This window comes from Kitasatospora sp. NPDC056181, from assembly GCF_042266225.1.
Taxonomy (GTDB): domain Bacteria; phylum Actinomycetota; class Actinomycetes; order Streptomycetales; family Streptomycetaceae; genus Kitasatospora.
This window is the reverse complement of record NZ_JBHJUK010000040.1, coordinates 38,658-62,715: the sequence shown is the minus strand read 5'-3', so window position 1 is coordinate 62,715 and position 24,058 is coordinate 38,658. Positions and strand designations below refer to the sequence as shown.

23 protein-coding genes are annotated in these 24,058 nt (G+C 74.2%); 9 read left to right on the top strand and 14 right to left on the bottom strand.

Translation table 11 applies throughout. The features are described from left to right. Nucleotides 1-29: 29 nt before the first annotated feature. From ACFC1F_RS17585 to ACFC1F_RS17555, 7 genes are all read right to left on the bottom strand, one after another. A complete protein-coding gene (locus ACFC1F_RS17585; RefSeq protein ID WP_376159242.1) occupies nt 30-1,442 on the bottom strand; it encodes a lytic transglycosylase domain-containing protein in 1,413 nt (470 codons plus the stop codon). 305 nt (nt 1,443-1,747) lie between these two features. Next, a complete protein-coding gene (gene pqqB, locus ACFC1F_RS17580) occupies nt 1,748-2,644 on the bottom strand; it encodes a pyrroloquinoline quinone biosynthesis protein PqqB (RefSeq protein ID WP_376159252.1) in 897 nt (298 codons plus the stop codon). Nucleotides 2,645-2,652: 8 nt separating this feature from the next. Continuing rightward, nucleotides 2,653-4,047, bottom strand: a complete 1,395-nt coding sequence (pqqE, locus tag ACFC1F_RS17575; protein WP_376159240.1) for a pyrroloquinoline quinone biosynthesis protein PqqE — start codon at nt 4,045-4,047, stop codon at nt 2,653-2,655. After that, the gene (gene pqqC, locus ACFC1F_RS17570) at nt 4,044-4,733 is read right to left on the bottom strand and encodes a pyrroloquinoline-quinone synthase PqqC (protein WP_209411047.1); all 690 of its coding nucleotides are present in this window, start codon (nt 4,731-4,733) and stop codon (nt 4,044-4,046) included. The genes pqqE and pqqC overlap by 4 nt, the downstream gene beginning before the upstream one ends. After that, nucleotides 4,730-4,888 carry a pyrroloquinoline quinone precursor peptide PqqA gene (gene pqqA / locus ACFC1F_RS17565; RefSeq protein ID WP_376159237.1) on the bottom strand — a complete coding sequence of 53 codons (159 nt, stop codon included), beginning with the start codon at nt 4,886-4,888 and terminating at the stop codon, nt 4,730-4,732. The genes pqqC and pqqA overlap by 4 nt, the downstream gene beginning before the upstream one ends. Before the next feature lie 293 nt (nt 4,889-5,181). Then, complete coding sequence (locus ACFC1F_RS17560) at nt 5,182-6,846, bottom strand: PQQ-binding-like beta-propeller repeat protein (RefSeq protein ID WP_376159235.1); 1,665 nt, start codon at nt 6,844-6,846, stop codon at nt 5,182-5,184. 289 nt (nt 6,847-7,135) lie between these two features. Then, nucleotides 7,136-7,807: a hypothetical protein gene (locus tag ACFC1F_RS17555; RefSeq protein ID WP_376159233.1), complete on the bottom strand. Its 672-nt coding sequence runs from the start codon at nt 7,805-7,807 to the stop codon at nt 7,136-7,138. A 469-nt stretch (nt 7,808-8,276) separates the two neighbouring features. Between ACFC1F_RS17555 and ACFC1F_RS17550 the strand changes: the two genes are divergently transcribed. Beyond that, nucleotides 8,277-8,660 (top strand): hypothetical protein, encoded by a 384-nt coding sequence (locus ACFC1F_RS17550; protein WP_209411044.1) that lies wholly within the window; start codon nt 8,277-8,279, stop codon nt 8,658-8,660. Nucleotides 8,661-8,681: 21 nt separating this feature from the next. Then, nucleotides 8,682-8,945 carry a hypothetical protein gene (locus ACFC1F_RS17545; RefSeq protein ID WP_209411043.1) on the top strand — a complete coding sequence of 88 codons (264 nt, stop codon included), beginning with the start codon at nt 8,682-8,684 and terminating at the stop codon, nt 8,943-8,945. 109 nt (nt 8,946-9,054) lie between these two features. Here ACFC1F_RS17545 and ACFC1F_RS17540 read toward each other — a convergent pair whose 3' ends face one another. Continuing rightward, nucleotides 9,055-9,990 (bottom strand): NADP-dependent oxidoreductase, encoded by a 936-nt coding sequence (locus tag ACFC1F_RS17540; protein WP_376159232.1) that lies wholly within the window; start codon nt 9,988-9,990, stop codon nt 9,055-9,057. 127 nt (nt 9,991-10,117) lie between these two features. Between ACFC1F_RS17540 and ACFC1F_RS17535 the strand changes: the two genes are divergently transcribed. Further along, nucleotides 10,118-10,522 (top strand): winged helix-turn-helix transcriptional regulator, encoded by a 405-nt coding sequence (locus tag ACFC1F_RS17535; protein WP_376159230.1) that lies wholly within the window; start codon nt 10,118-10,120, stop codon nt 10,520-10,522. A gap of 189 nt (nt 10,523-10,711) precedes the next feature. Here ACFC1F_RS17535 and ACFC1F_RS17530 read toward each other — a convergent pair whose 3' ends face one another. Continuing rightward, nucleotides 10,712-11,437 (bottom strand): SDR family NAD(P)-dependent oxidoreductase, encoded by a 726-nt coding sequence (locus ACFC1F_RS17530; RefSeq protein WP_376159228.1) that lies wholly within the window; start codon nt 11,435-11,437, stop codon nt 10,712-10,714. Between the two features lie 105 nt (nt 11,438-11,542). On the opposite strand from ACFC1F_RS17530, the gene ACFC1F_RS17525 reads away from it, so the two are divergent. After that, nucleotides 11,543-12,382 carry a LysR family transcriptional regulator gene (locus ACFC1F_RS17525; RefSeq protein ID WP_376159250.1) on the top strand — a complete coding sequence of 280 codons (840 nt, stop codon included), beginning with the start codon at nt 11,543-11,545 and terminating at the stop codon, nt 12,380-12,382. Between the two features lie 157 nt (nt 12,383-12,539). On the opposite strand, the gene ACFC1F_RS17520 is transcribed toward ACFC1F_RS17525, so the two are convergent. Together ACFC1F_RS17520 and ACFC1F_RS17515 are read right to left on the bottom strand one after the other, a co-directional pair. Continuing rightward, nucleotides 12,540-13,202: an AAA family ATPase gene (locus tag ACFC1F_RS17520; RefSeq protein ID WP_376159226.1), complete on the bottom strand. Its 663-nt coding sequence runs from the start codon at nt 13,200-13,202 to the stop codon at nt 12,540-12,542. Nucleotides 13,203-13,241: 39 nt separating this feature from the next. Further along, nucleotides 13,242-14,195 carry a hypothetical protein gene (locus ACFC1F_RS17515; RefSeq protein WP_376159224.1) on the bottom strand — a complete coding sequence of 318 codons (954 nt, stop codon included), beginning with the start codon at nt 14,193-14,195 and terminating at the stop codon, nt 13,242-13,244. Between the two features lie 148 nt (nt 14,196-14,343). Here ACFC1F_RS17515 and ACFC1F_RS17510 point away from each other — a divergent pair, with 148 nt between their 5' ends. Then, nucleotides 14,344-14,901, top strand: a complete 558-nt coding sequence (locus ACFC1F_RS17510) for a hypothetical protein (protein ID WP_376159223.1) — start codon at nt 14,344-14,346, stop codon at nt 14,899-14,901. Between the two features lie 477 nt (nt 14,902-15,378). Here the strand turns inward: ACFC1F_RS17510 and ACFC1F_RS17505 are convergent, their stop codons facing one another. Together ACFC1F_RS17505 and ACFC1F_RS17500 are read right to left on the bottom strand one after the other, a co-directional pair. After that, complete coding sequence (locus ACFC1F_RS17505; protein WP_376159221.1) at nt 15,379-16,140, bottom strand: DUF1062 domain-containing protein; 762 nt, start codon at nt 16,138-16,140, stop codon at nt 15,379-15,381. Nucleotides 16,141-16,670: 530 nt separating this feature from the next. Then, nucleotides 16,671-16,967, bottom strand: a complete 297-nt coding sequence (locus ACFC1F_RS17500; protein ID WP_376159219.1) for a winged helix-turn-helix transcriptional regulator — start codon at nt 16,965-16,967, stop codon at nt 16,671-16,673. Between the two features lie 232 nt (nt 16,968-17,199). Here ACFC1F_RS17500 and ACFC1F_RS17495 point away from each other — a divergent pair, with 232 nt between their 5' ends. From ACFC1F_RS17495 to nadC, 3 genes are read left to right on the top strand one after another with little or no spacing between them, the layout of a single operon-like run. Beyond that, on the top strand, nt 17,200-17,541 hold the full coding sequence (locus ACFC1F_RS17495; protein WP_376159217.1) for a hypothetical protein: 342 nt from the start codon (nt 17,200-17,202) through the stop codon (nt 17,539-17,541). Continuing rightward, entirely contained in the window at nt 17,538-19,277 is a 1,740-nt protein-coding gene (locus ACFC1F_RS17490; protein ID WP_376159215.1) for an L-aspartate oxidase, read from the top strand. Before ACFC1F_RS17495 ends, ACFC1F_RS17490 begins: the two co-directional genes overlap by 4 nt. 32 nt (nt 19,278-19,309) lie before the next feature. Further along, nucleotides 19,310-20,275 (top strand): carboxylating nicotinate-nucleotide diphosphorylase, encoded by a 966-nt coding sequence (nadC, locus tag ACFC1F_RS17485; protein WP_376159248.1) that lies wholly within the window; start codon nt 19,310-19,312, stop codon nt 20,273-20,275. Between the two features lie 183 nt (nt 20,276-20,458). Here nadC and ACFC1F_RS17480 read toward each other — a convergent pair whose 3' ends face one another. Beyond that, the gene (locus ACFC1F_RS17480; RefSeq protein WP_376159213.1) at nt 20,459-21,295 is read right to left on the bottom strand and encodes a DUF1963 domain-containing protein; all 837 of its coding nucleotides are present in this window, start codon (nt 21,293-21,295) and stop codon (nt 20,459-20,461) included. A gap of 487 nt (nt 21,296-21,782) precedes the next feature. Here ACFC1F_RS17480 and fusA point away from each other — a divergent pair, with 487 nt between their 5' ends. Continuing rightward, nucleotides 21,783-23,915 (top strand): elongation factor G, encoded by a 2,133-nt coding sequence (fusA, locus tag ACFC1F_RS17475; RefSeq protein WP_376159211.1) that lies wholly within the window; start codon nt 21,783-21,785, stop codon nt 23,913-23,915. Nucleotides 23,916-24,058: the final 143 nt, after the last annotated feature.

Sequence of the window (24,058 nt, the reverse complement as noted above, 5' to 3'; positions counted from 1 at the left end):
GTCCCCCGCCGTCGGCGGTCCCGGCAGACTCAGTGGGCGGAGGGCGAGGGGGCGGCCGACGGGGAGTGGGTGGCGGTCGCGGTCGCGGAGGCCGAGGGGGTGCCGGTCGGGACGGGGCAGCCGGGGGCGGTGGCCGTCGCCGTCGCGGACGGGGACGCCGTCGCGCTCGGGGTGGCCGTCGCGGACGAGGTGGCCGTCGCGGACGCGGACGGGGAGGCCGTGGGCGTGGCCGCACCGGTGGCGGTGGGGGTCGGGCAGGCCGTCGGCGTCGCGGTCGGGGTGCCGGTCGGGGTGGCGCTCGGGCTGGTGCTCGGGGTCCCGGTCGGGGTCCCGGTGGGCGTGGACGTCGGCTTCGCGGTGGGCGTGGCGCTCGGGCTCGTCGTCGGAGTCGGGGTGGCCGACGGGGACGGCTGTGAGGTGGGCGTCGGCGTCGCGGACGGCGAGGCCGGGGAGGTGGCCGAGGGGGACGGCGCGGGCGCCGTGGTCGGGGTGGCCGCCGCGGAGGAGGCGGGTGCCGTGGGAGCGGTCACCGCGCCCGCCGGCGCCGGACGGTCCGGGGTGGTGGTCGCGGTACCGGTCCCGAAGTGCGCCATCCAGTTCTTGACGGTCCGCAGGTACTCGCCCGAGTTGTTGTAGCCGAGGACGGCCCGGTCGAGCTGCGCCGGGTCGGCGAGGTCGCGCCCGCCCGCGCAGAGGTAGCGGCCGGCGGCCTCGGCGGCGTCGAAGATGTTGTTCGGGTCGGCCTGGCCGTCGCCGTTGGCGTCGACGCCCCAGGAGGCCCAGGTGGAGGGGATGAACTGCATCGGGCCGACGGCCCGGTCCCAGACGCGGTCACCGTCGTGGCGGCCGCCGTCGGTGTCGGGGATCGCCGCGAAACCCTTGCCGTCGAGCACCGGGCCGAGGATCGGCCGGTAGGTCGTCCCGGCGGCGTCCACGGCGCCGCGGCCGGCCTGGCCGGACTCGACCTCGCCGATCGCGGCCAGCAGCTGCCACGGCAGGTGGCAGCCGGGCGAGCGCTGGGCCAGGGCGGTCTCGGCCTTGCGGTAGGCGGCGAAGACGGTCTCCGGCAGGGCGGGCCCGGTGCGGAACGGGCCGGCCGAAGGGTCCCCGGGCAGGGAGGTGGGCGGCTGCGGCAGCGGGGTGGCGGCCCCGCCGTCGACGGGGACGCCGGGCCTGTTGGCCAGGGTCGGCTGCGCGGTGCCGGGGAACGTGGTCCCGGGCAGGGAGACGGTGACGGAGACGGGGGTGAGCGGGTCGGTGACGGGCGTCGCCGAGTCGGCCGCCGCGACGGGCAGCAGCCCGAGGCCGGTCACCTGGGAACCGGTGAGTGCCGCCAGCGCGGTGAACGCCGCCGCCGTCCCGGTGACGCGCTTGCCCAGTCGCAGCCGACGCCCCGTCCGAGCCGTTCCGCCGTCTCCGGCGTTGCCGATCCCTGCCCTCATACCGTGCCCCTCCCCTGACCGTGCGGACCCTCGGGGAACGGACGGGCTGTCACCATCGTGCCTGCCCGTGCATGACAGTTCGCGTCCCCCGAATGATTAGTATCACGACCACCTGACGCGACCCGGGTGAGCGGTGGGCGTCCTGGGCGCCACCGTTGGATGAACGCGCAGGTGGTGAGGGGGCCTGGCGGCGGGTGGGCCTGACGGCGGGTGGGCCTGACGGCGGGTGGGCCTGACGGCGGGTGGGGTCGGACTGCCCGGGCCCGTGGAATCCGCCGGGAACCCGCGCGTGCACGTTCTCACCGTCAGAGCTCGATCAGCATCCCGTCCTCGGCGACGGCCGCGCCGGCCGCCGTCAGCGCCCGGGTGAGGGCCTCGGTGCCGGGGGAGCCGGGGTGGGCCAGCGGGTTGGTGTTGTTGAGGTGGGTGTAGAGGTAGCGCGGGCCGGGGTGGCGGGCCAGGTGGGGGAGCGAGTCCAGGACGGCCAGGTGGCCCATGCCGCGGGAGGAGCGTGCCCCGCCGGTGTGCCCGGCGAGTTCGTCGTCGGTGCTGAAGGTGCCGTCCAGGACGACCACGTCCGCGCCGGCCACCGCCCGGTCCATCGCGGGTGTCCACTCGGCGAGCCCGGGTGCGTACACGGCGCTCGCCCGGCCGTCGGCGTCGGTGAACCGGTAGCCGGTGACCCAGTCCGGCCGGCCCTCCCAGCCCTCGCCCGGCAGGTCGGCCGCGTAGCGGGGCCGCTTGCCGCCGAGCGCCAGCGGCTCGGCACGCAGCCCGCCGGCCAGCTCCACGGTGCGGCCCGGGGTGAGGGTCTGCCAGCCGGCCTTGGTGTACGGCGCGAGCAGCGGGCCGGCCGGGAAGGCCGAGTGGAGGGCGTAGCGGACCGGGAGGGTGGCGTGCACGGTCAGCTCGGCGGCCTCCCGCAGGGTCAGCAGCCCCAGTGTGTGGTCGAGTTCGCCGCTGGTGAGCAGGACGCCGCGCAGCGGGGTGTCGCGGGTGCCGGGGGAGGGGGCGAGTTCGGGAGCGGCGAGGAGCTGGCCGCGCAGGTCGGGCGAGGCGTTGACGAGGTACCAGGCGGCGCCGTCCGCGCTGACCGCCAGGCAGTCCTGGCTGCGGGCGGCGCCGGTGCGGCGGGCGGTGGTGCAGCCGGCGCAGCCGCAGTTCCACTGGGGCAGCCCGCCGCCGGCGGCGGTGCCGAGGATCCGGATCTTCAGCGCATTCTCCGGGGGACGGGGGCCGGGGTGCCGGCGGGGGCGGGTTCGGCGACCAGGTGGTGGTGCGGGGAGAGGTGACAGGCCGGGTCGGTGGCGCCCGGGTCGCCGGTGAACTGGAAGGCCTGGCAGCGGCAGCCGCCGTGGTCCACCTCGCGCAGTGCGCAGCTGCGGCACGGCTCCGGCATCCAGTCGGTGCCGCGGTAGCGGTTGAACGCGGGCGAGTCGTGCCAGATCGCGGCCAGGCCGTCGGTCACGGCGCTCGGCACCGGCAGGCCGGGCAGCTGGGCGGCGGCCAGGCAGGGCAGCACGTCGCCGTCGGGGGCCACCACCAGCTGGCGCCGGCCCCAGCCGTCCATGCAGGGCTTCGCGGTGCCGCCGTGGTGGTCGGCGGCGACGTGCACGATCTCGATGCGCTCGCCGTGACGCTCCCGGGCGGCGGCCACGTCCCGTTCCGCCTGGTGGACCTGTTCCCCGGTCGGGGCGAGGTGGGCGCGGTTGCGCCAGGCCCAGCCGTAGAACTGGGTGTGTGCGAGCTCGACCCGGTCGGCGCCCAGCTCCACCGCGAGGTCGGCGATGGCGCCGATCCTGGTCACGTTGCCGCGGTGCAGCACGGCGTTGACGGTGAGCGGCAGGCCGGCGCCGGCCAGCAGCGCGGCCGCGGCGAGCTTGCGCCGGTGGGCGGCGAGGCCGGCCACGGCGTCCGCGCGGTGCAGGTCGGCGTCCTGCACGGAGAGCTGGACGTGGTCCAGGCCCGCGTCGGCGAGCTCCGCGGTGCGCTCGGCGTCCAGCGGAAGGCCGCTGGTGATGAGGTTGGTGTAGAGGCCCAAGCGGTGGGCGTGGCCGATGATCCCGGCCAGGTCGCGGCGGAGCAGCGGTTCGCCGCCGGTGAGGTGGACCTGGAGCACACCCAGGCCGCGCGCCTGGTCGAGCAGGCGCAGCCACTGCTCTGTCTCCAACTCGTCGCGTTGGCGGGTGAGTTCGATCGGATTGGCGCAGTAGGTGCACTGCAGCGGGCAGCGGTGGGTGAGTTCGGCGACCAGTCCGAGCGGCGCGGGCGGGCGGGCCGGGGCACCGGGCAGGCCGGCGGCCTGCCGCGGCTCGGCCGGAGCACCGGTGCCGTCCAGGGCGAGCAGCCGCCGCCCGGCCAGCTCGGCGAGCAGTGCGCGGACCTGGTCCCCGTCCACCCCGTCGTACTCGGTGGCGAGTTCGGCGGTGATGCCGTCCGGGCCGCGCCGGCCGTCGCAGTGGCGCAGCACCGCGGCGGCGGTCTCGTTGAGCAGCAGCACGCCCTCGGGGTAGAGCAGCGCGCCCCGCCCGCGGACCGGGTCGTGCACCATCCGGACGCCGCGCCGCAGTCCGGGTACCTGGTCGGTCCGGGCGGGGGCGGTCACCGGTCGGCGCCGTAGTCGACGGCGTCCAGCATGGCGCGCAGGACGTCGCACTTGAACGCCAGCGCGTCCAGCGCGGCCTGTTGCTGGGTGGCGGTGACGCAGTGGTCCAGGACCAGTTCGAGCGTGCGGGCGCTGTCCTTGCGGGCGGTGGGGATGCGGTGCTCGAAGTAGGCGTACCCGGCCGGGTCGATCCAGTCGTAGTGGGTGCGCCAGGCGGTGACCCGCTGGGCCATGTGGTCGGGCGAGAACATCTCGGTGAGCGCCGCCGCCACGCCGTCGGTCCACGGCCTGGTCTGGCAGAAGTGCAGGTAGCCGTCGACGGCGAAGCGCACCCCGCGGGCGACGTGCCGCTCGTCGGTGACCTCGGCGCGGTCCAGGCCGACGGCCTCGGCGAGCACCAGCCAGTCGGCCAGACCGCCCTCGTCGCCGCTGGGCCCGTCCTGGTAGGCGAGGCGCTCCACCCAGGAGCGACGGACGTCCGGCAGCGGGCAGTTGGCGATGATGGCGGCGTTCTTGCGGGTCAGGCAGAGCTGGTAGTACCAGCGGTTGGCGACCCAACGCCGCAACTCCGGCGGCGTGCAGCCACCGGAGTGCAGGCGCAGGTGGAACGGGTGGGTGTCCCAGTACCGTCCGCGCAGGTCGTACAGCCTAGCCGCGAACCGTTCGCGGGTCAGGGGCTGGGTCACCGAGTGGTCCGCGCGGCGTAGGCGGTGACCTCGGCGCCGGTGCGGTGGCACTCCACCGAGGGGGTGGTCCAGGCTGGCTTCGCCGCGGTGGCGGCGCCGGCCGGGCGCTCGGCCGGCACGGCGGGGGCGGGGCGGGGTGTGGTGGTGCAGTTCACGGGGTTCTCCCTCGGGACGAGGTCGGGTCGGGGGCGGGGGCATCGGGCCCCGTGGGTCAGGACGCTACGAGCCGCCGGGCCCGGCCGCCGTTCCAACCCGCGCGATCCGCGGACAAACGCGCTCGAACGGGTGACGGGCGGGCCGGGCCGCGGTCACGCGGTGGACGCGGGTGGACGTGGTGGACGCGGGTGGGCGCCGCCGTGGTGCCGTTGGAGCGCGACTGTCCGCGGACGGGTCGGGCGTACGGGCGGGTCGGCGCACGGGCGGGCCGGCCGTACGCGGGCGGTCGGCCTCAGGCCCGGCCGAAGGAGATCAGGTGCCCGTCCTTGGTGCCGACGAACACCCGCCCGCCGTCCGTCGCCGGGACGGAGAACCTGGTCACCGTGCCGAGGGCGAAGCTGCGGCGCATCTTGAGCGTGCCGTTGACCGGAACCGGGTCGTAGACGCGCAGTTCGCCGTTCTGGCCGCCCGGCCCGGTACCGGAGTAGATCAGCCAGACCAGCGCCGACCCGCCGGCCGTGCCGTTGGAGGTCACCACCGGTGAGCCGGACGCGTAGCCGAAGCCCTCGGCGCTCGTCCCGGCGCTGGTCAGCTGTGGATCGCCGGAGCCGTTCACCGCGTACTTGAGCGCGCGCAGCGAACCGTAGTTCTCGATCACGTAGACGTAGCCGCCGTCGCCGCCCCAGACGCCCGGGTGGCCCCAGACGCCCTTGTACGGGCCGGTCATGCCCACCACGGCGTCGGTTCCGTTCGGGCCCTGGGCCGTGCCGCCCAGGTTGTCGCGGTCCAGCAGGAAGATCTGCCCGTCCTTGCCGACCTGCACCAGCAGGTGCGGGTGCGAGGTGGTGCCGAAGCCGGCCGGGAGTGCGGCCGGGCCGCCGGAGCCTAGGTCGAGGTCGTTGTGGTCGAGGTCCCGGTTGTTGGCCGGGCTGAAGAAGTCCTTCGGGGCGAGGCTGCCGTCACTGTTGACGCCCAGGCGCACCACCGAGTCCGCGAAGTGGCCCCCCGGCTTGTTCCCCGGGCCCTTGGCCGGCGAGGAGCCGGTGCCCGCGCCGTTGCCGGTGGCCAGGATGATCCGTCCGGCGCCGTCCGAGACCAGGCCGCCGCCGCTCATCCAGACGCCGCCGTTCTGCGAGTTCGAGCCGGACCCCGTGGACCAGAGCGTCAGCTTGCGGCTCGTGGTGTTGACGCCGCCGACGTGGCCCACGTACGTGCCGACCCCGCAGTCCGAGGCGAAGCCGAAGTACACCGCGCCGTCCAGCAGCAGCAGTCCGGCGCGCTGGGCGGACGTGGCCGCGTTGAACGGGACGCCCGGGCTGTTCACCGGATCGCCCTGGACCGGTACCGGCCAGCCGCTGCGCTCGGCGCCCGAGGCGACGTCCAGGGCGTGCACGGAGAAGTGCGCGCCGCCCTCGTTGGACTTCGTGACCAGGTAGACCGTGCCGGTCGCTTTGTCGTACACGGGCGTCGAGGTGATCCCGGTCCCCGGGGAGAGGCAGGCCGTGGACGACGCCACGGGGGTGCCGAGCGCGCGCTGCCAGAGGACCTTGCCGTCGGCCGCGCCGACGCCGTACACGTGGTTGGTCTCGGTGGCGACCACCACCGTCGAACCGGCCACCAGCGGCTGCGCGTACACCGCGCCGTCCACGGCCGTGGACCAGCGCCGGCCGAAGTCCGAGGCCGAGACCTGTGCGGGGCTCAGGCCCGGCTCGGCCGAGTCCCAGGCGTAGCGCATGCTGGTGCCCGAGATGGTCGGATTGTCGGCCCGCGCAGGTATCGCGGTGGCCAGCGCCCCGGCCGCGGCGGCGGGGGCGAGCAGGGCGAGACCGGAGAGCAGGGAGGCCGCTCGGCGCAGGCCCTTCGTGGGCCGGGGCTGCGGGGGCCGGAGCTGCGGGGCCCGGGGCTCCGTGCGCAGCGGCCTCGTGGGCCGGGACGGGGACGGGTGGAATCGGCTCATACGATCCGCCTTGGCTGTCGGGGGAGTACGGGGTACGGCGCCGTGGCGTCATTCTGTGAACGCCCGCGCCGCACCCGCATCCGCCCGCAGCCCCCGCCCGGCCCCGTTCACGCCCCGGAGGGAACGGGCTGCGCCGCCCGGCGTCCCCGGACGGCCTTCGAACGGCCCGGGCCACCAGGGCCGCGGCGCCGTTCGAAGGCCGGTCCGTCCGGTCGGCCGGCGTGGTCGGTCCGGCCGACCGGCCCGCCGTTGCGGACGGGTTGCTCCGGTGGCCCGCTCGTCCGCCCGCTCAGCCCGCGAGCGCCTTGGCGAGCACCACGGCCAGCCCGGTCTCGGCCAACGCCTCCGCCGGGGCGTTGACGTTGTCGCCCGGCCCGCGGTCCTTGACCACCTCGACGGAGTAGGTGCGGCCGTCGGCGACGAAGTACACCTCGGGGTGGGTGCCGTCCTTGCGTTGCGTCAGTACCGCCTCCTGCCCCGCCCCCGGCACCGGGGTGATCTGGATGTCCGGGTTCGCCTTGACGGTGGCGAGGACGGTCGGCTTCACCTCGCGGATCGACGCGTACGACTGGCGGGAGCCCCAGGTGCAGCCCCAGACCGGGCTGCCGTCGCTCGCCGGGTCGGGGTGGGTGCCGGCGAACGGGCCGCCGGTGCCGACGGCGGCGATCACCTGGGGGGAGTTGAGCAGCGTGCAGGCGTCCGTGGGGCGCTTGGCGGCGGCGCCCGTCGGCGCCGCGGTGGTGGCCGGCGCGGCCGGGGTGGACGCGGCGGAGGTGGGCACCGGGGCCGCAGTGGTGGGTGCGGCGGCCGGGGTGGACGCCGCACTGCCGGTGGAGGGCGCGGCCGCGGCCGACCCGCTTCCGCCGCCGGACGAGCACCCGGCCAGCGCGGCGCCCGCGAGCGCCAGCGCCGGCAGCCAGAGGTGCCGACGACCGTACTGGGGCGGTGACTTGAGCTGCATGGGTTCCCCCTCGGGCGGCGTCCGCCCCGGCGGCGGACTGCCTAGGGGAGGATCCTAGTGTCCGGCCTCGGTCGGTATTTCCGTTTCCTGCAACGGGAGTTGTACGACTCCGTCACGGCGGGCGCCCGGCGGCGGACGTGAACCGGGCGCGACCGGGAGCCGAACGGGCGGTCCGGGGCACAGCGGTGGCGGGTGCAGGCGCGGTCGGGCTCCGGGCGGCGCCCGCCCGCGAGCAGCCTGACCTGGCCCGATGCGCCGGCCGTTCCATACCAGGGCGCGCCCGAAGGCGTCCTCTTCTACACCATCCGCTCCACGGACGGGTGATGTTCCAGTGAAAGTGGTCATGCCAGGAACGGCGGCCCGGCATCCTTGGGCCCGTGACCAGGCGCACCCTGTGACCAGGCGGACCCTTTTCAGGCGGACCCCGATCCAGGTGGATCCCGTGACCAGGCGGACGGAGGCCCAGACAGTGAGCACGAACCTGCCGGAGACCGTGGCGGAGGGTCCGGCCCTCCTGCCGGCGCCGCCCCGGGTGGTCGAGGACCTCGCCCGCGACCTCACCCACGCCGCGGCCGCGGTCCGGGCGGTCTCGCGGGCCGGCCGCAGCGGCGGCGACATCGCGGTCGCCGCCTACACCGCCGTGGTCTGCACCGGCCGTTCGGCGGCCCGGACGCTGGAGGAGGCCGCCGCCTGGTGCCGGCAGGCGCCCGACGCCGAGGTGCACTCGCTGGCCTGGGCCCGCGTCCCCGGCCACCGCGACGACGTCTTCGAGTACCGCGTCACCCTGGCCGTCAGTTTCCCCGACCACGAGACCGGCGAGCACACCGGCGATACCCACCACGCACCTCGCTGACGCCGAGTTAGGATGCCCTTCATGGATTCTGGGGGCACGAACGAAACGGCGGAAACGGCTTCGGGGGAGCGCGAGCTGTCCACCGGGGCCATGGTGGCGGGCACCGTGCTGGCGGCGGTGGGGGCGGCTGCGGTGATGCTGGCCGTCTTCCACTGGCTGGGCTGGACCCTCCCCGGTCTCGGCTGGCTGCTCGCCAAGGGCGCCGTCAAGCTCTGCGCGGGCGGCGCCGTCGGCCTGGTCGCCGCCGTGGCCTGGCTCCGCCAACAACGCTCCGGGCGCAGCTAGTCCGCTGGACGAACAGCTCGGGTGGCGGTGCTCCCGAGGTGAGGGCGCCCGAGGTGAGGGTGGCCCGGGGCGAGGTGGTGGGCCCCGGGCCCATGGGTGGCACGCAGGCTCAGGGGACGAGGACCAGCCGCCCGCGCAGGCCGCCCCGGTCGAGCCGCCGGTGCGCCTCGGCGGCCTGTTCCAGCGGGAGGGCGTCGGCCACCCGCAGGGTGAGGCGGCGCCGGGCGGCCAGGTCGGACAAGCCGGCGAGCGCGCGGCCGTCGGCGGCGATCCATACGTTGGCCACCCGGATTCCCCGCAGGCCCACCGGTGCGCCCCCGGAGACGGTGACGAAGGCCCCGCGGTTCCGGACGGCGCCGAGTGCGACGACACCCAGCAGAGCCGCGTCCAGTGCGCCGTCCACGCCGCCCGGGACGAGGGACCGGACGGCGGCGGCCGGATCGGCGGTGCCGCGCGGGACGAACCACTCGGCGCCCAACTCCCTTACCAGCGCCTCGTCCTCCTCGCCCGCCAGGGCCACGACCCGCAGCCCGCGCAGCACCGCCAGCTCGACCGCGAAGCCGCCCACCGCGCCCGCCGCACCGGTCACCAGCAGGGTGGCACCGGCCGGCAGGCCGAGCAGGTCCAGTGCCTGGACGGCGGTCAGCCCGTTCAGCGGCAGCGTCGCCGCCTCCACGGCCGGCACCCCCGCCGGTGCCGGGGCCAGCACGGAGGCGTCCAGCACCAGGTACTCGGCGTAGGTGCCCAGCGGGACGTCCAGCCGGTCGCGCAGGCCGATCACCCGCTCGCCGGGGGCGAATCCGGCTACCCCGGGCCCGACCTGGTCGACCACGCCGGCCACGTCCCAGCCGATCCCGACCACCTCGCGCGGCGGCATCAGCCCCGCCTCCGTCAGGACCCCGGCCCGGGTCACCGCGTCCACCGGGTTGACCCCGGCGGCCTCCACCCGCACCCGGACCTGGCCGGGGCCGGCCTCGGGCACGGGAACGTCCACCAGCTCCAGGGCTTCGGGGCCGGCGAAGGTACGAACGACAACGGCACGCATGGCGCGCTCCTTTGAGTCGGGGGAACCGGCAGAACCGGAGGTTGCGAACGGCTCCCAAACTAAGGAGAGTTGCTCTCCACGGGGAAGCACGCACCGGAAAGTGCGTACCGTACGGGGAGGAGAGCCCATGGCCACCACGACCGCCGCCCAGCGCCGCGCGGCCGAGCGCGCCGGCTTCGACGCGTACCTCGCCGAGTGCCCGGCCCGGCAACTGCTCGACCGGATCGGCGACAAGTGGGTCAGCCTGGTCGTCAACGCCCTCGCCGACGGCCCCCTGCGCTACAGCGACCTGCGCCGACGCCTCGCCGGCGTGAGCGAGAAGATGCTCACCCAGACCCTCCGGGCCCTCGAACGCGACGGCCTGCTCACCCGGACCGTCACGCCCTCGGTGCCGGCCCGGGTCGACTACGCGCTCACCCCGCTCGGGACCGGCCTGCTCCCGCTGATGCAGTCGATCAAGGCGTGGGCCGAGCAGCACATGCCCGAGGTGCTGGCGGCCCGCGAGGCCTACGACGACGAGCGGGCGGACTGACCGACGGGTCGTCGGCCCGCTGCCCGTGGGAGGCGGAGGGCCCGGCCCCGCCGTGCGCCGCACCGCGGCCGGCCGGCGTCGGAACATCGCCGTCATCTGCGGTGGCCGCCACGTCTCTCCGGCCCCTCCGGCCCCTCCGGCCTCACAAGCAGCGAACCTCGACCGGACCACCAGGGGCCGGTGAGCCTGTCACCAGGCCACTGTTCCGGCGTCGTCGAAGAATCCGCCGGTCGGTCCGTCGTCGGGCAGGGTGGCGAGGTGAATCGCGATCGCCGCGCCCTGGTGGGCAGTGCGGACGCCCCGGAAGCCGTTGAGGTCGGTGGCGGTGAAGCCGGGACAGCCGGAGTTGATCAGGATGTCGGTGTCGCTCAGTTCCTTGGCGTATTGGACGGTGACGGCGTTGAGGAAGGTCTTGGACGCCACGTACGCAGCGGAAATCGGGCCGATGTCGATGCCGGGCGTGGTCTGCAGGGTGAGCGAGCCGACGCTGCTGGACATGTTCACGATCCGCGGCGATGCCGAGCCGCGCAGCATGGGCAGCATCGCGTTGGTGACGCGGATGACCCCGATCACGTTGGTCTCCACGACGGCTCGTACGGTCGCGGGATCGACCGTGGTGGGCATCTGCGGCATAACACCGGTGATCGCGGCGTTGTTGACCAGGACGTCGAGCCCTCCGACGCGGTCGGCGATCAGCTCGGCCGCGGCGGCCACACTTGCGTCGTCCGCCACGTCGAGCGGAACGCCGAACGCGTCGGTCCCGGCCGCGCGCAGCTTCTCCACCGCGGTGTCGCGGCGCTGTTGGTCCCGCGCGCCCACGCCGATGCGCCAGCCGAGGGCGCCCAGGCCCGCCGCGATCTCGTATCCGATTCCTTTGTTCGCACCGGTCACCAGTGCGATCGTCCGTTCACTCATGTCGTCCATCGTGGTGCGGACTCGGGTGGGACGTCCAAGACCGACTGGGTGGGCGGCGATACCGCACGGATATCGGTCGTGGTGAGCGCCGTATACGATGACGCGGTGGAGACGCGGGAGTTGCGATACTTCGTCGCCGTCGCGGAGGAGTTGCACTTCGGGCGGGCGGCGCAGCGGCTCGCCATGGCGCAACCACCGCTGTCGCGGGCGATCCAGCAGCTCGAGCGGCGGCTCGGAGTGGTTCTGCTGCACCGCGCTGCTCGCGCAGTCACCTTGACCGAGGCCGGGTCGGTGCTTCTGCGGGAGGCCCGGGTCGCACTCGACGCGGTCGAAGCCGCCGAGCGCCGCACCCGCCGCGCAGCTGCCGAGCTGCCCGGTCTGGTGCTGGCCACGAAGGCCGGAGCGTCCAGCGAACTGCTGTCGAAGCTGCTGGACGCCTACGCCGCCGAGCCCGGCGCGGTCGCCGTCGAGGTGGTGCTGTGCGGGCCCGGCGAACAGGAAGGGCTGCTGCGCGACGGGCGTGCCGACGTTGCCCTGCTTCATCGGCCCTTCGACACGACGGCCGGACTCGACACCGAGGACCTGCACACCGAACAGCAGGTCGTGGTCCTGCCCGCGGGGCACCCCTTGGCCGGCCGACCCCATATGTCGATGGCCGAGGTCGCCGCCCTGACGGACCTGCCCCTGCCGCGCTGGCCTCGACGGGGCGGGGGATATCCGGACGGACCCGGCCCGCAGGTGCGCGACCACACCCAGCTGTTCCAGCTGATCGCGCTCGGACGGGCCTGCGCGGTCGTGCCCGAGTCCCTCCGGGCCCACCTGCGCGACCATCATGCGACGGTGCCGGTGCCGGACGCACCGACTGTCACGACCGTCATCGCCTGGCCACCACACAGCAGGTCCAAAGCCGTCGCCGACCTGGTCCGCACCGCGACACGCCTCTAGCCAACGGCAGGAGCGGGTAGCCAGAGGATCGGTGTCAACCGTGGGTGCGAAATCCCCCCTACCGTGATCGACAGGGGTCTTTGCCGAGGTGGGCCCAGTACCGCACCACCAGCACACCGCCCAGCGATGCCACTACCAGCGACGATGGGCAACATCCCTAGGACACGTACCGAACCTCAGCCGGAGTACCGAGCGCGCGCGAGCCCGCCGGGGTCGGCGAATCCGTTCGCAGGGCCGCGCCCAGCCGCGCGTCGAACGTGTCCCAGGGGCGGCAGGCCACCACCGGGAGGGCGTACCGGCGGGCCTGTCCGGCGAGCCAGTGCGAGTAGCGGGAGCTGACCTCGGCCCGCTGTGCCTGGGTGCCGCACCCCGGCTCGCGCGCGGCGTAGTTGGCGGTGATCCGGGCCGCGTCCGGTTCGTGCAGGAACACCGCCCGGACGCTGCGCCCGGCCGCCCGCCCGGCCTCGACGGCCAGCGCGGCGGCGGCCGGGGTGAGGTAGTCGCCCTCGACCACGGCGGGCACGTCGACCGTGAGCCGGTTGCGCACGACGCCCAGCATCGCGGGCTCCAGGGCGCGGGCGGTGGCGATCTGGAGCTCCAGCACCTGCGCGGCGGGGAGACCGTCGGGGTCGGGCAGGCCCGCGAAGAGGTGGAGCTGCGGGTGCTGGGCGGCCGTGGTGGTCTCCTGGACGGCGCTGACCACGTCGTCGAACTCCACCACGAACGCGCCCGACGCCCCGGCCAGTCGCGCGGCCGCCCGGCTCTTGCCGACGCCCGACGCCCCGCCGAGCAACACGATGTCCCAACCGTTCTCCGTCACGGACGGACCGTATCGCGGGGAACGGCCGGAATCACCGGGTCAGGCCCCCGGGCGCTTGGTGGCCGACGGACCGGTCGAGGGGCCGGCCGACGGACCGGTCGAGGGGCCGGCCGACGGACCGGCCGAGGCGCCGGCCGAGGGGCCCGAGGGGGTGGCCGGCCTCGTGGTCGACGCAGCGGTCGACGCAGTGGCCGATGCGGTGGCCGACGGGGTTGCCGGCTTGCCGGCCGACGGGGTGGCCGACGGGCCGGCGGGGTGGGTGGCCGACGGCGAAGCAGCGGCCGTGCCGGCCGTCGGCGGTGCCTCGTGGGCGGCGACCTTGTCGGTGACGCCGTCCAGCAGGGGGCTGAGCCGGTCGGTGAGCTTCTGGAAATCGGCCGTCCGCCCGTCCGACCACTGACCGAGGCCCACCACCAACGCGCGCCCGATGCCGCTGAACGCCTGGACCTTCCCGCTGCCGGCGGGCAGCGCCGGCAGCCCCCAGCCCAGCGGCGGGGTCTGGGGGGACACCTGCTGGTCGCCGAAGGCCATGGACAGCTGGGCGAGCAGGTGGGCGGTGTCCCTGGGGTCCTGCATGGTGAGGACGGAGAGGCTGAACCGGTTGTTCTGGGCGTCCGTGTAGAGCGCGGTCTGGTGGCCGACGCAGCCCTTGCTCTTCCTGACCAGTTCGCTCAGCAGGGGGCCGACGGAGCCCTCGGGGGCGCAGGAGTCGAGAGCCTTCGCGGTCACCCGGGTGTACACCGCGCCGGAGGGGCCCTTCACCTCGGCGGGGAACGCCTGGTCCAGCGGCACCGCCGGGCGGGCGGCAGGGGAGGCGGAGGCCGGGGAGGGTGTGGCCGCGGCACGGCCCGTGCCGCCCTCGGCGGGTTCGATCGTCTTCATCACGCCGAACGCGGCGGCGGCCGCGGCGAGCGAGAGCGCCAGGTTACGCGGCCACACCGGCTTCTGCGGCGTGGGGCGGTCCTGGACGGGGAGGTTGTCACTGCTGTTCACCGGGGCACACTAGCGATCACCGCGGACGAACTGAAGTTCGGCGGATCCGGGCCCGCCTGCGCGCGGTCACCGGCGCCACCGCGTGCCCCGTCCGGACGGGCGCCACGTTCGAGAACGGCTCGCTGGTCGAGCGACAGGAGAAGGCCGCATGACGCACCGCGACGCACTGCACCGCGACGCACTGCACGACGACGCCGTGCACGACGACGCCTTGCAGGACGGCGCGCTGCACGACGACGCCTTGCACGAGGAGGGCGAGGAGGAGCCGGCCGAGCACCTCCGCTTCTGGGACTACCTGAGCAGGCTGGAGCAGGTCACGGAGGCCGATGAGGTCGACCTGGTCAGCGAGGTCCTCACTGATCCGGACCAGGCGATGGCACAGTCCGCCGTCGTGCGGCACCTCGATCGCCGAGCCGCCGACCTCCACCCGGGTCCCGCCTACGAGCCGTGGGCCGAGAGGATGTCCCGGGCCACGACGCGGCATCCGTTCCTGGCCCGGCGCCTGCACGAATGGTCCCTGTACCGGGCCGTCAGGCTGAGGCGGTCGTGGAGTCCGGACGCCTTGCTCGCGTCTTCCGACTGGCTTCAGCTTCTGACGGCCGCAGCGCCGAACGCCGCCGCTCTTGAGATCCTCGCCGACCGCGGTCGCACCAAGCGGATCCGCAACGCCGCCCGGGCCGGCCTGAAGCAGCCCGGCCGACGCTGACCGCAGCCAACTCATCCACGAGTCTTGACCGTTGCTCTTCGGAGCCTGGCGAGCACCGGGTGCCGGCCCGAGGACGAGGGAGGGGCGGGAAGGCAAGGCAGGCGCAGCCGGTGGCGGCCTCGGCACGGGCGCCGGCCGCATGCGGGGGGTCACCACTGAGGTCCACCCGAGTGCGGACGGCTGCTGCCGCCCGCTGTCCCTGATCATCACACCAGGGCAGCGGGCGGACTGCACGCAGTTCGAGCCGGTGCTGGAGAAGATCCGTGTCCCGCGGATCGGCCCGGGCGGGCCCCGCAAGAAGCCCGACAGTAAGAAGCCCGACAGCCTGGCCGCCCGCCTGCGCCAGGAATCGCGCGGAGGGCGGCCACCGGCATTCGACCTGGAGCGGTACAAGAACCGGAACACCGTCGAACGGGCCATCGACAAGCTCAAGCACGCCAGAGCAGTCGGAACCCGATACGACGAACGCGGATACGCCTACCTCGGAACCGTCACCGCAGCCGCCCTCGTCATCTGGCTCCGCACACGATCGACCGGACTGGTCCCAGCCGCCGCGGCCCGGCGTGGGAGCTCCCGGACGGGTTCGGGCGGCAGCCCGATCCGAGCCAGGTCGGTGCGTTCGGCGTCGGCCGCACCGAGGGACTTCGCGTGCTTGGCCGCATCGACGGAACCGGGTCCGTGGATGGTGAGTTCGAAGTCCTGGTGTGCCTTGGCGTCCGGCGCGAAGGGCAGGCGGATCCGCCCGTCCGCGACCAGACGGCGCACCTCGGCCCGACTCAGGCCGAGACCGAGCTGGAGCAGCCGCTCCACCCGGACCGGCGCGGGCAGCTCGAAGCGCACCTGCACCGAGAGCGGGTTCGGGTCGTCGAGCGCGTACAGCGGCATGCGGGTCTCCAGCTCCCACGTGCCGGTCCAGTCGAGCCGGTACCGGTTCTTCGCCGCGAGAGACGCGCTCATCACCACCTCCCCCACCGCTGCCGGGTCGTTGATCTCGTACGCCACCAGCCGGGCCGGCTCCAGAGTCGAGACGTGGACGCGCTCGTGGACGGGCACCTTCGAGGTCCGGTCGCACGTCGCGCAGCTCAGCAGCAGCCAGACGTCGAGCAGCTTGCCGCTCGCGTTGACGCGGATCTTCCCCGAGGCGCGGTGCCGCATGCCGGGGCAGTCCGGGCAGGACCGGACGACGGTGGGCAGGGCGGACTGACGCACGGCCCACAGGGCCTTGCGGTCGGTATTCATGTGTGTTGGATGCTTTCAGGACTCAGCAGGAGGGCATGCCGAACTCACTCGGCTGCTCCCGCTCTCTGACGGATGCTCACGAGGGGCGCGACCCATCGCCCCGGGGCCGGGTCTTCAGGCTCCGAGGTCGATCGCGCGACAGGTACGTACTACGTGGCAGTCATCAAAAGTCCATGCGGGAGATCATGATCGAGAGGGCGGCCCGCGGCAACCGAATTTCCCTGTGCCCTCGGCCGACGGTCGCGCCACCGGCCGCAACGCCTGTTGCCGACCGGAGGGAGCGGCCGCAGCCGTTCCCACTCGGCATCCGTCGGATCACCCCGCCCCATGCCCCGAGCCAACGAGCAAGACCGGCGACAGTCACATGATCGACCGGAGGAGTCATGAGCGGGGCGAAGAACGGGATCGATCTCAGTCAGGAGGTCAGGAGTTCGTGCAGCTGACGGGCCCCGGGCAACGCGGTCGTCAGCGTGCGACAGTTCCTCGCACAACCGGGCCCAGACCGGAAACGATCGAAGAGCGAGCGACCTTCATCCCTCCACGGGATCCTGGTCGTTCTGCTCTTGCGCCTGCGCCCAGGTGTTCGCCCATTCGCTGAGCGGTCGGAGGGCGTGGCCGAGTGTTGTCCCCAGCTGAGTGAGCTCGTAGCCATCTGCCGAGGAGGCGATGATCCCGCCTGACGTGAGTTCGCGAAGCCGCTGGTAGAGGACGCTGGATGACAGGCCTGCGCACCGTGTCAGCAGCTCACGCGCACCGACCGGCCCCGCCCGCAGCTCCCAGATGATTCGCAGCGCCCATCGGCGGCCGAAGAGATCCATTGCGGCCATGATCGGACGGCCGGTAGTCGATCCACGAACCGGTGTTCCTGGGCGCGGTGTCGGCATGGCTCTCCTTGCGTTCCGTTATTCGAAACACTAGCATTCATCCCGTGTTTCTAATTTAGAAACAACCTCAACGGGAGCGCCGATGTCGCGAACAGCCCTTGCAGGAACCGCCTTACGCCCACCAAGCCGGCGCGCTACTCGCGCGCACGATGCCCGCGAACGTGCACGGGCGGAGGTGGTCCCGGCCACCCGTAGGAGAACCGCCGCCCTCCCCGCACTGGGCGAGGCCCGCGCCGCGGCCGACACCCCCACACTCGCCGACACCCACACACGCGCCGACACCCGCACCCTCGCCGGCGCCGCGGAGATCCCGGCCCCCGCGGCCGTGCGCGCCGCCGCCCGCCAAGTCCTCGCCGAGGCCGGGCGCACCCCCGGCCACCTGGCCCTCATCAGTCCCTCCGACGTCACCGGGGCCCCCGACGGCCACACCGGCGAGGAGGTCCTCGCGGTGGCCGCCAGGGTCGGCACCACCCGTCTCATCGACACCGTCCCGCTCACCTTCGGGGGCACCCGGTGACCGCAACAGGAACCGCAACAGGAACCGGGACAGGAACCGCGACCGGCATACGCCTGCACGCACCGGCCCCGGGCTGGTCGATCGACGCGGACGTCGTGGTCGTCGGCTCCGGCGTGGCAGGCCTGACCGCCGCCCTCCGCTGTACGGCAGCCGGCCTGCGCACCGTCGTCGTCACCAAGGCCCGCCTGGACGACGGCTCCACCCGCTGGGCCCAGGGCGGCATCGCGGCCGCGCTCGGCGAGGGCGACTCCCCTCAGCAGCACCTGGACGACACGCTGGTCGCGGGGGCCGGACTCTGCGACGAGAGCGCGGTCCGTGCCCTGGTCACCGAGGGTCCCGACGCGGTGCGCCGCCTCATCGCCACCGGCGCCCACTTCGACACCTCGCCCGAGGGCGACCTCCAGCTCACCCGTGAGGGCGGCCACCATCGCCGCCGCATCGTCCACGCGGGCGGCGACGCCTCGGGTGCGGAAGTCTCCCGCGCCCTGGTCGAAGCGGTCCGTGCCGCAGTGGTCCGTACGATCGAGAACGCCCTGGTCCTGGACCTGCTGACGGACGCCGAAGGCCGCGCGGCCGGCGTCAGCCTGCACGTCATGGGCGAGGGCCGGCACGACGGCGTCGGCGCGGTCCGCGCCCCGGCCGTCGTCCTCGCGACGGGCGGCATGGGCCAGGTCTTCTCCGCGACGACCAACCCCTCGGTCTCCACCGGAGACGGCGTGGCACTCGCCCTGCGCGCCGGAGCCGACATCTCCGACCTCGAATTCGTCCAGTTCCACCCCACGGTCCTCTTCCTGGGATCGGGCGCGGGGGGCCAGCAACCCCTGGTCTCCGAGGCGGTACGGGGCGAGGGCGCGTACCTGGTCGACGCGACGGGCACCCGCTTCATGCTCGGGCAGCACGAACTGGCCGAACTGGCCCCCCGTGACATCGTCGCCAAGGCCATCACCCGCCAGATGCAGCTCCACGGCACCGAGCACGTGTACCTGGACGCCCGCCACTTCGGCGCAGAGATGTGGGGGACTCGATTCCCCACGATCCTCGCCGCCTGCCGCAGCCACGGCATCGACCCGGTCACGGAGCCGATTCCCGTCTTTCCGGCCGCCCACCACGCATCGGGTGGCATCCGTACCGACCTGCGCGGCCGCACCACGGTCCCCGGCCTCTATGCCTGCGGCGAGGTCGCGTGCACCGGGGTCCACGGCGCCAACCGCCTCGCCTCCAACTCCCTCCTCGAGGGCCTGGTCTTCGCCGAACGCATCGCGGAGGACATCGCGGCGACCGCGCGCGAGCGCACCGACCCGGTAATCCCCGGGGGAACCACGCTCCCGCTCCTGGCCCCCGAGTCCCGGCTCGCGATCCAGCGGATCACGACGAGGGGCGCCGGAGTGATCCGCTCCGCGGCGAGCCTCGCCGAGGCGGCCGCGCACCTCGAAGCGATCAGGGCGGACGCCGACGCCGAGGCCCCCGACGACCGCAAGCCGGCCGTCCCCGGCGTCGAGGCCTGGGAGGCGACGAACCTCCTGTGCGTGGCCCGCGCCCTGGTCGCCGCAGCCCAACGTCGCGAGGAGACCCGCGGCTGCCACTGGCGCGAGGACCACCCGGACCGCGAAGACGCGGGCTGGCGCCGCCACTTGGTCGTACGGATGCAGCCGGACCGCTCGCTCGCGGTCCACACCACGGACACCGCGGAATTCCCCCCGACCTCTCCTCCCCTCCTCCAGGAGCAGCGACCGTGAGCACAGCCGTGAGCACCAACATGAGCACAACCGTGAGCACCCCCGACCTCCCCCTCCTCCCGGCCGACGGCTGCGCCGACGACTGCGGCTGCGGCGAGGCGGGCGACCTCGTATGCGGCCTCGACCCCGCCCTCGCCCGGCTCCTCGAGGACGCGGGCCTGGACCCGGTCGAGGTCGAGGGCATCGCGCACATGGCCCTCGGCGAGGACCTGGCCGGGGGAGTGGATGTCACCACGGTCGCCACGGTCCCCGAAGAGGCCGTGGCGACAGGCGACTTCACCGCGCGTGAGGCGGGTGTCGTCGCCGGGATCCACATCGCCGAAGCGGTCCTCTCGGTGGTCTGCACGGACACCCTCGAGGTCGAGCGCCACGTCGAGGACGGCGATCGCGTCGAGGCGGGCCAGAAACTCCTCTCGGTCACCACCCGCACCCGCGACCTGCTCACCGCTGAGCGCAGCGCCCTCAACCTCCTCTGCCGCCTCTCGGGCATCGCGACGGCCACCAGCGCCTGGGCGGACGCACTCGAAGGCACCAAGGCCGAGGTCCGGGACACCCGCAAGACGACCCCGGGCCTGCGCTCCCTGGAGAAGTACGCGGTCCGCTGCGGCGGCGGCGTCAACCACCGCATGTCCCTCTCGAACGCGGCCCTGGTCAAGGACAACCACGTGGTGGCGGCGGGCGGCGTGGCCGAGGCCTTCACGCTCGTACGCGAAAGCTTCCCCGACCTCGCGATCGAGGTGGAGGTCGACACCCTCACCCAGGTCACCGAAGTCCTGGACGCCGGCGCGGACTTGATCCTCCTGGACAACTTCACCCCGGCGGAGACGGCCGAGGCGGTGGCCCTGGTCAACGGCCGGGCGATGCTGGAGTCCTCCGGCCGCCTGACCCTCGACACGGCCCGCGCGTACGCCGAGACGGGTGTTGACTACCTCGCGGTCGGAGCCCTCACGCACTCCGCGCCAATCCTCGACATCGGCCTGGACCTCCGACACGGCTGACAGCACCGGCTCGATCCGCGCTCCCAGTCCGTCGTCGACGTCCCACGGCTGCGCGGCATGGGTCGTAGTAGCTGGTGAGTCGACGAGCCCCGGCCGCGGCAGACCCGAGATCATTCCCGGGAATAGCACCGCAGGCCTCGCTCTCCACGCGAGGGCGGGATTTCGGGTGCCCCGGACGATCCGTCACCGCTGGACGGTGACGGCCTCGACCCTGCTGAAGTCGGCGGCGGCCAGGTCCTCGTCGCGGATGACGTAGTAGAGCGGGCACCCGGTGAAGTCCGGGACTCCCGCATCGAGCAGGATCCGGTCCGGTCCGGCGCCGTGCGGCGGGACCACGTACTGGTCCGTCTCCCGGTCGGGGCCGAGCAGCACCATGTACGCGCCGTGCTCCGGCGCGACGTCGAGGGCGGCGGAGCCCAGCGCGGCCAGCCGGTGCGCGGCCTCGTCGGGGAGGTCGAGGAGCGGCTGGTCGTGGAACCGTTCGACCCGTGCGGACATCGCCTTGCCGGCGGCGTAGAGCGCGGCCGGCGGGCCGGTGAACTCCCATGGCGGGGCGCCCCACCCGGCGGTGGGATCGGCGAACGCGGGGTCGGCGGCCACGTCGTACGGTGCGGTGTCGGCGGCGGACCGGTCCGGGTGGAAGCGGACGGTCACCAGGTCACGGCCGCCGAAGCCGTCGTGGCCGGGGAAGAAGAAGTAGAGCAGGCCGCGGGGCGGCAGCAGCCCGTTGACGTCCTCGCGGGCGACCTCCGCCAGGTCGATCTGGGCGACGAAGCAGTCCGGCAGCGCATCCGGACCGGACCCGGAGCGCGGCCAGACGAAGCCGGGCGGAACGGCCGGGACACCGCCGCAGCGGGAGAACGGCTCCGGCCCCCCGAACCCGTCCGGCCGTGGCCCCAGGGCGATGCCGTGCTCGGCCACCCCCGTCAACTCGCCTTCCCACGGGGCCAGTCCGGCCTCGCCGATCAACCGGCGGAGCGTCCGTGCGTCGCGGGCGGTCACAGGGTTCGGGCGCATCATGCCCGCCACTCTACGAAGCGGCGTCCTGCCGACGGCGGCGGGGTCGGGCAACGCCGGGGCGCACGGCCGGGGCGCACGGCCGGGGCGGTCCCCCTCGTCCGGGGTCGGCGTCCGGGGCCCGGAAAACCCGGTGACCGGGACGGGGCGGCTTTCCTAGACTCGGGTCGCAGCCGTACGCCGCCGCCGTTCCGGGGGCGGTACCACCGTGACGAGTAGAGGGAGGGTCAGTCGTGCGTTACCGCACCGCTGTCGTCGTTCCCTCCTCGCGGTACGAGGTGATCCTGGTGTCCTCGTGCGTCCGGTGCCCGCTGCGCGGCCGGCATCGGATGACTGCGACGAACGCCTGAACCACCCGCCCTCCTGGCCCAGTTGTCCTGGGCACGGGAGCGGGTTCGGCCGGCCGTGTGCTCTCCGGCCACATGCCGAGGCTGTTCCGTCGCCGTAATCGCGCCGCCCTTTTCCGGAACACCCCGAAAGGCACCGGGCCATGCGCACCGACCTCGCCACCGCCGTCCAGACCGCCACCACCCAGACCGCCACCACCCAGACCGCCGCCGCCCAGACCGCCGCCGTGCAGACCAGCACCGCCCAGACCACCGCGACGGTCCGTAACCTCGGCATCCTCGCCCACGTGGACGCGGGCAAGACCACCGTCACCGAGCGGATCCTCTTCCTGACCGGCGAGACCCACAAGCGCGGCGAGGTCCACGACGGCACCACCGTCACCGACTTCGACCCGCAGGAGCGGGACCGCGGCATCACCATCTTCGCCGCGGCCGTCAGCTGCGCGTGGGACGGCCACCGGATCAACCTGATCGACACCCCGGGCCACGTCGACTTCGCCGACGAGGTCGAGCGCTCGCTGCGGGTGCTCGACGGGGCGGTGGCGGTGTTCGACGCCGTCGCGGGCGTCGAGCCGCAGAGCGAGTCGGTCTGGCGGCAGGCCGACCGGCACGGTGTGCCGAGGATCGCCTTCGTCAACAAGCTCGACCGTGCGGGCGCCGACCTGGACGCGGCGGTCGCCTCCATCCGCGAACGGTTGCACCCGGCCCCGCTGGCCGTCCAGCTGCCGATCGGGCGGGAGGACGGTTTCACCGGTGTGGTCGACCTGCTGACGATGCGCGCCCTGACCTGGGCGGACCGGCCCGGCCCGGACGCGTACCAGGAGGGCGCGGTGCCCGAGGAGCTGCGGGAGGAGGCCGAGCTGCGTCGCCGGATGCTGGAGGAGGCGGTGGCCGGGCTCCATCCCGGCGCGCTGGAGGAGTTCTGCGACCGCGGGTCGCTGACCCCCGGCACGCTGGCCGCCGCCCTGCGCGACCTCACCCGCACCGGCGAGGCCGTGGTCGTGCTCTGCGGCTCGGCGTACCGCAACCGGGGCATCGAACCGCTGCTGGAGGCCGTGGTGGCGTACCTGCCCTCGCCGCTCGACGTACCCGCCGTGCGCGGCGCGGCCGGCGGTGCGGAGGTCGAGCGGGCCGCCGATCCGGCCGGGCCGTTCGCGGCGCTGGTCTTCAAGGTGAACGCCACCGCCACCGGCCGGCTCACCTATCTGCGCGTCTACTCCGGAACACTGCGGAAGGGGGACACGGTGCTGGACGCCGGCACGGGACGCACCGAGCGGATCGCCCGGATCCTCCGGGTGCAGGCCGACCGGCACGCGGAGACCGGTTCGGCGGTGGCCGGGGACATCGTCGCGGTGGTCGGCGCCAAGGCGGCCCGGGCGGGCTCCACGCTGTGCGCGCCCTCCGCGCCGGTGGTCCTGGAACCGACGGTCGCGGCCGATCCGGTCGTCACCGTCGCGGTCGAGGCCCGGCGCGCCACCGACACCGACCGGCTGGCCACGGCGCTGGCCCGGCTCGCCGAGGAGGACCCGTCGCTGGTGGTCCGCACCGACCCGGAGACGGGCCAGCGGGTGCTGTCCGGCATGGGCGAACTCCACCTGGAGGTCGCGGTGGAGAAGATCCGCCGGGTCCACGGTCTGGAGGTCACCGTCGGACGGCCGCAGGTCGCCTACCGGGAGACCATCGCCGACGGTGTTCGCGGCCTGGTGTACCGGCACGTCAAACAGGAGGGCGGCGCCGGCCAGTTCGCCCACCTCGTGCTCGACGTGGCGCCGCTGGACGGTGACGTGGCCGAGGGCTTCGAGTTCCGTTCCACCGTCACCGGCGGGCGGGTGCCGAAGGAGTACGTCCAGGCGGTCGAGGCCGGCTGCCGGGACGCGCTCGCCGAGGGCCCGCTGGGCGGCCACCCCGTCACCGGCGTGCTCGTCACGCTGACCGACGGGGCCACCCACCCCAAGGACTCCTCGGACCTGGCGTTCCGTACCGCCGGGCGGCTCGCCCTGCGCGAGGCGCTGCGGAAGTGCGGCCCGCTGCTCCTGGAACCGGTCGCCGAGGTGACGGTGAGCGTGCCCGAGGACGCGGTGGGCGGCGTGCTCGGCGACCTCGCCGCCCGCCGCGGCAGGGTTCAGGGCTCGGCGCCGAGGGCCGGCACCGCGGTGGTGTCGGCGACCGTGCCGCTGGCCGAACTCTTCGGCTACGCGACCAGGTTGCGAAGCCGTACCCAGGGCCGGGGCACCTTCACCACCCGGCCCGCCGGCTACGCCCCGGCACCGCGGTAGCGGCCGACGGCCGGGGGCGGGTTCCGTTCGCGCGGAGCCCGCCCCCGGCGCGGTGCCGTCCGCCGCACGCGGTTCGACATGCGCGGGGCGGGACGGGACGGCGGGCGGGACGGCGGTCGAGACGGGCAGGCCGGGCGGGGGCG

Coding starts and splice junctions, on each gene's coding strand:
- ACFC1F_RS17585 (WP_376159242.1), bottom strand. CDS start 1,442: ATGAGGGCAGGGATCGGCAACGCCGGAGACGGCGGAACGGCTCGGACG.
- ACFC1F_RS17560 (WP_376159235.1), bottom strand. CDS start 6,846: ATGAGCCGATTCCACCCGTCCCCGTCCCGGCCCACGAGGCCGCTGCGC.
- ACFC1F_RS17555 (WP_376159233.1), bottom strand. CDS start 7,807: ATGCAGCTCAAGTCACCGCCCCAGTACGGTCGTCGGCACCTCTGGCTG.
- ACFC1F_RS17545 (WP_209411043.1), top strand. CDS start 8,682: ATGGATTCTGGGGGCACGAACGAAACGGCGGAAACGGCTTCGGGGGAG.
- ACFC1F_RS17540 (WP_376159232.1), bottom strand. CDS start 9,990: ATGCGTGCCGTTGTCGTTCGTACCTTCGCCGGCCCCGAAGCCCTGGAG.
- ACFC1F_RS17535 (WP_376159230.1), top strand. CDS start 10,118: ATGGCCACCACGACCGCCGCCCAGCGCCGCGCGGCCGAGCGCGCCGGC.
- ACFC1F_RS17530 (WP_376159228.1), bottom strand. CDS start 11,437: ATGAGTGAACGGACGATCGCACTGGTGACCGGTGCGAACAAAGGAATC.
- ACFC1F_RS17510 (WP_376159223.1), top strand. CDS start 14,344: ATGACGCACCGCGACGCACTGCACCGCGACGCACTGCACGACGACGCC.
- ACFC1F_RS17505 (WP_376159221.1), bottom strand. CDS start 16,140: ATGAATACCGACCGCAAGGCCCTGTGGGCCGTGCGTCAGTCCGCCCTG.
- ACFC1F_RS17500 (WP_376159219.1), bottom strand. CDS start 16,967: ATGGCCGCAATGGATCTCTTCGGCCGCCGATGGGCGCTGCGAATCATC.
- ACFC1F_RS17480 (WP_376159213.1), bottom strand. CDS start 21,295: ATGATGCGCCCGAACCCTGTGACCGCCCGCGACGCACGGACGCTCCGC.
- fusA (WP_376159211.1), top strand. CDS start 21,783: ATGCGCACCGACCTCGCCACCGCCGTCCAGACCGCCACCACCCAGACC.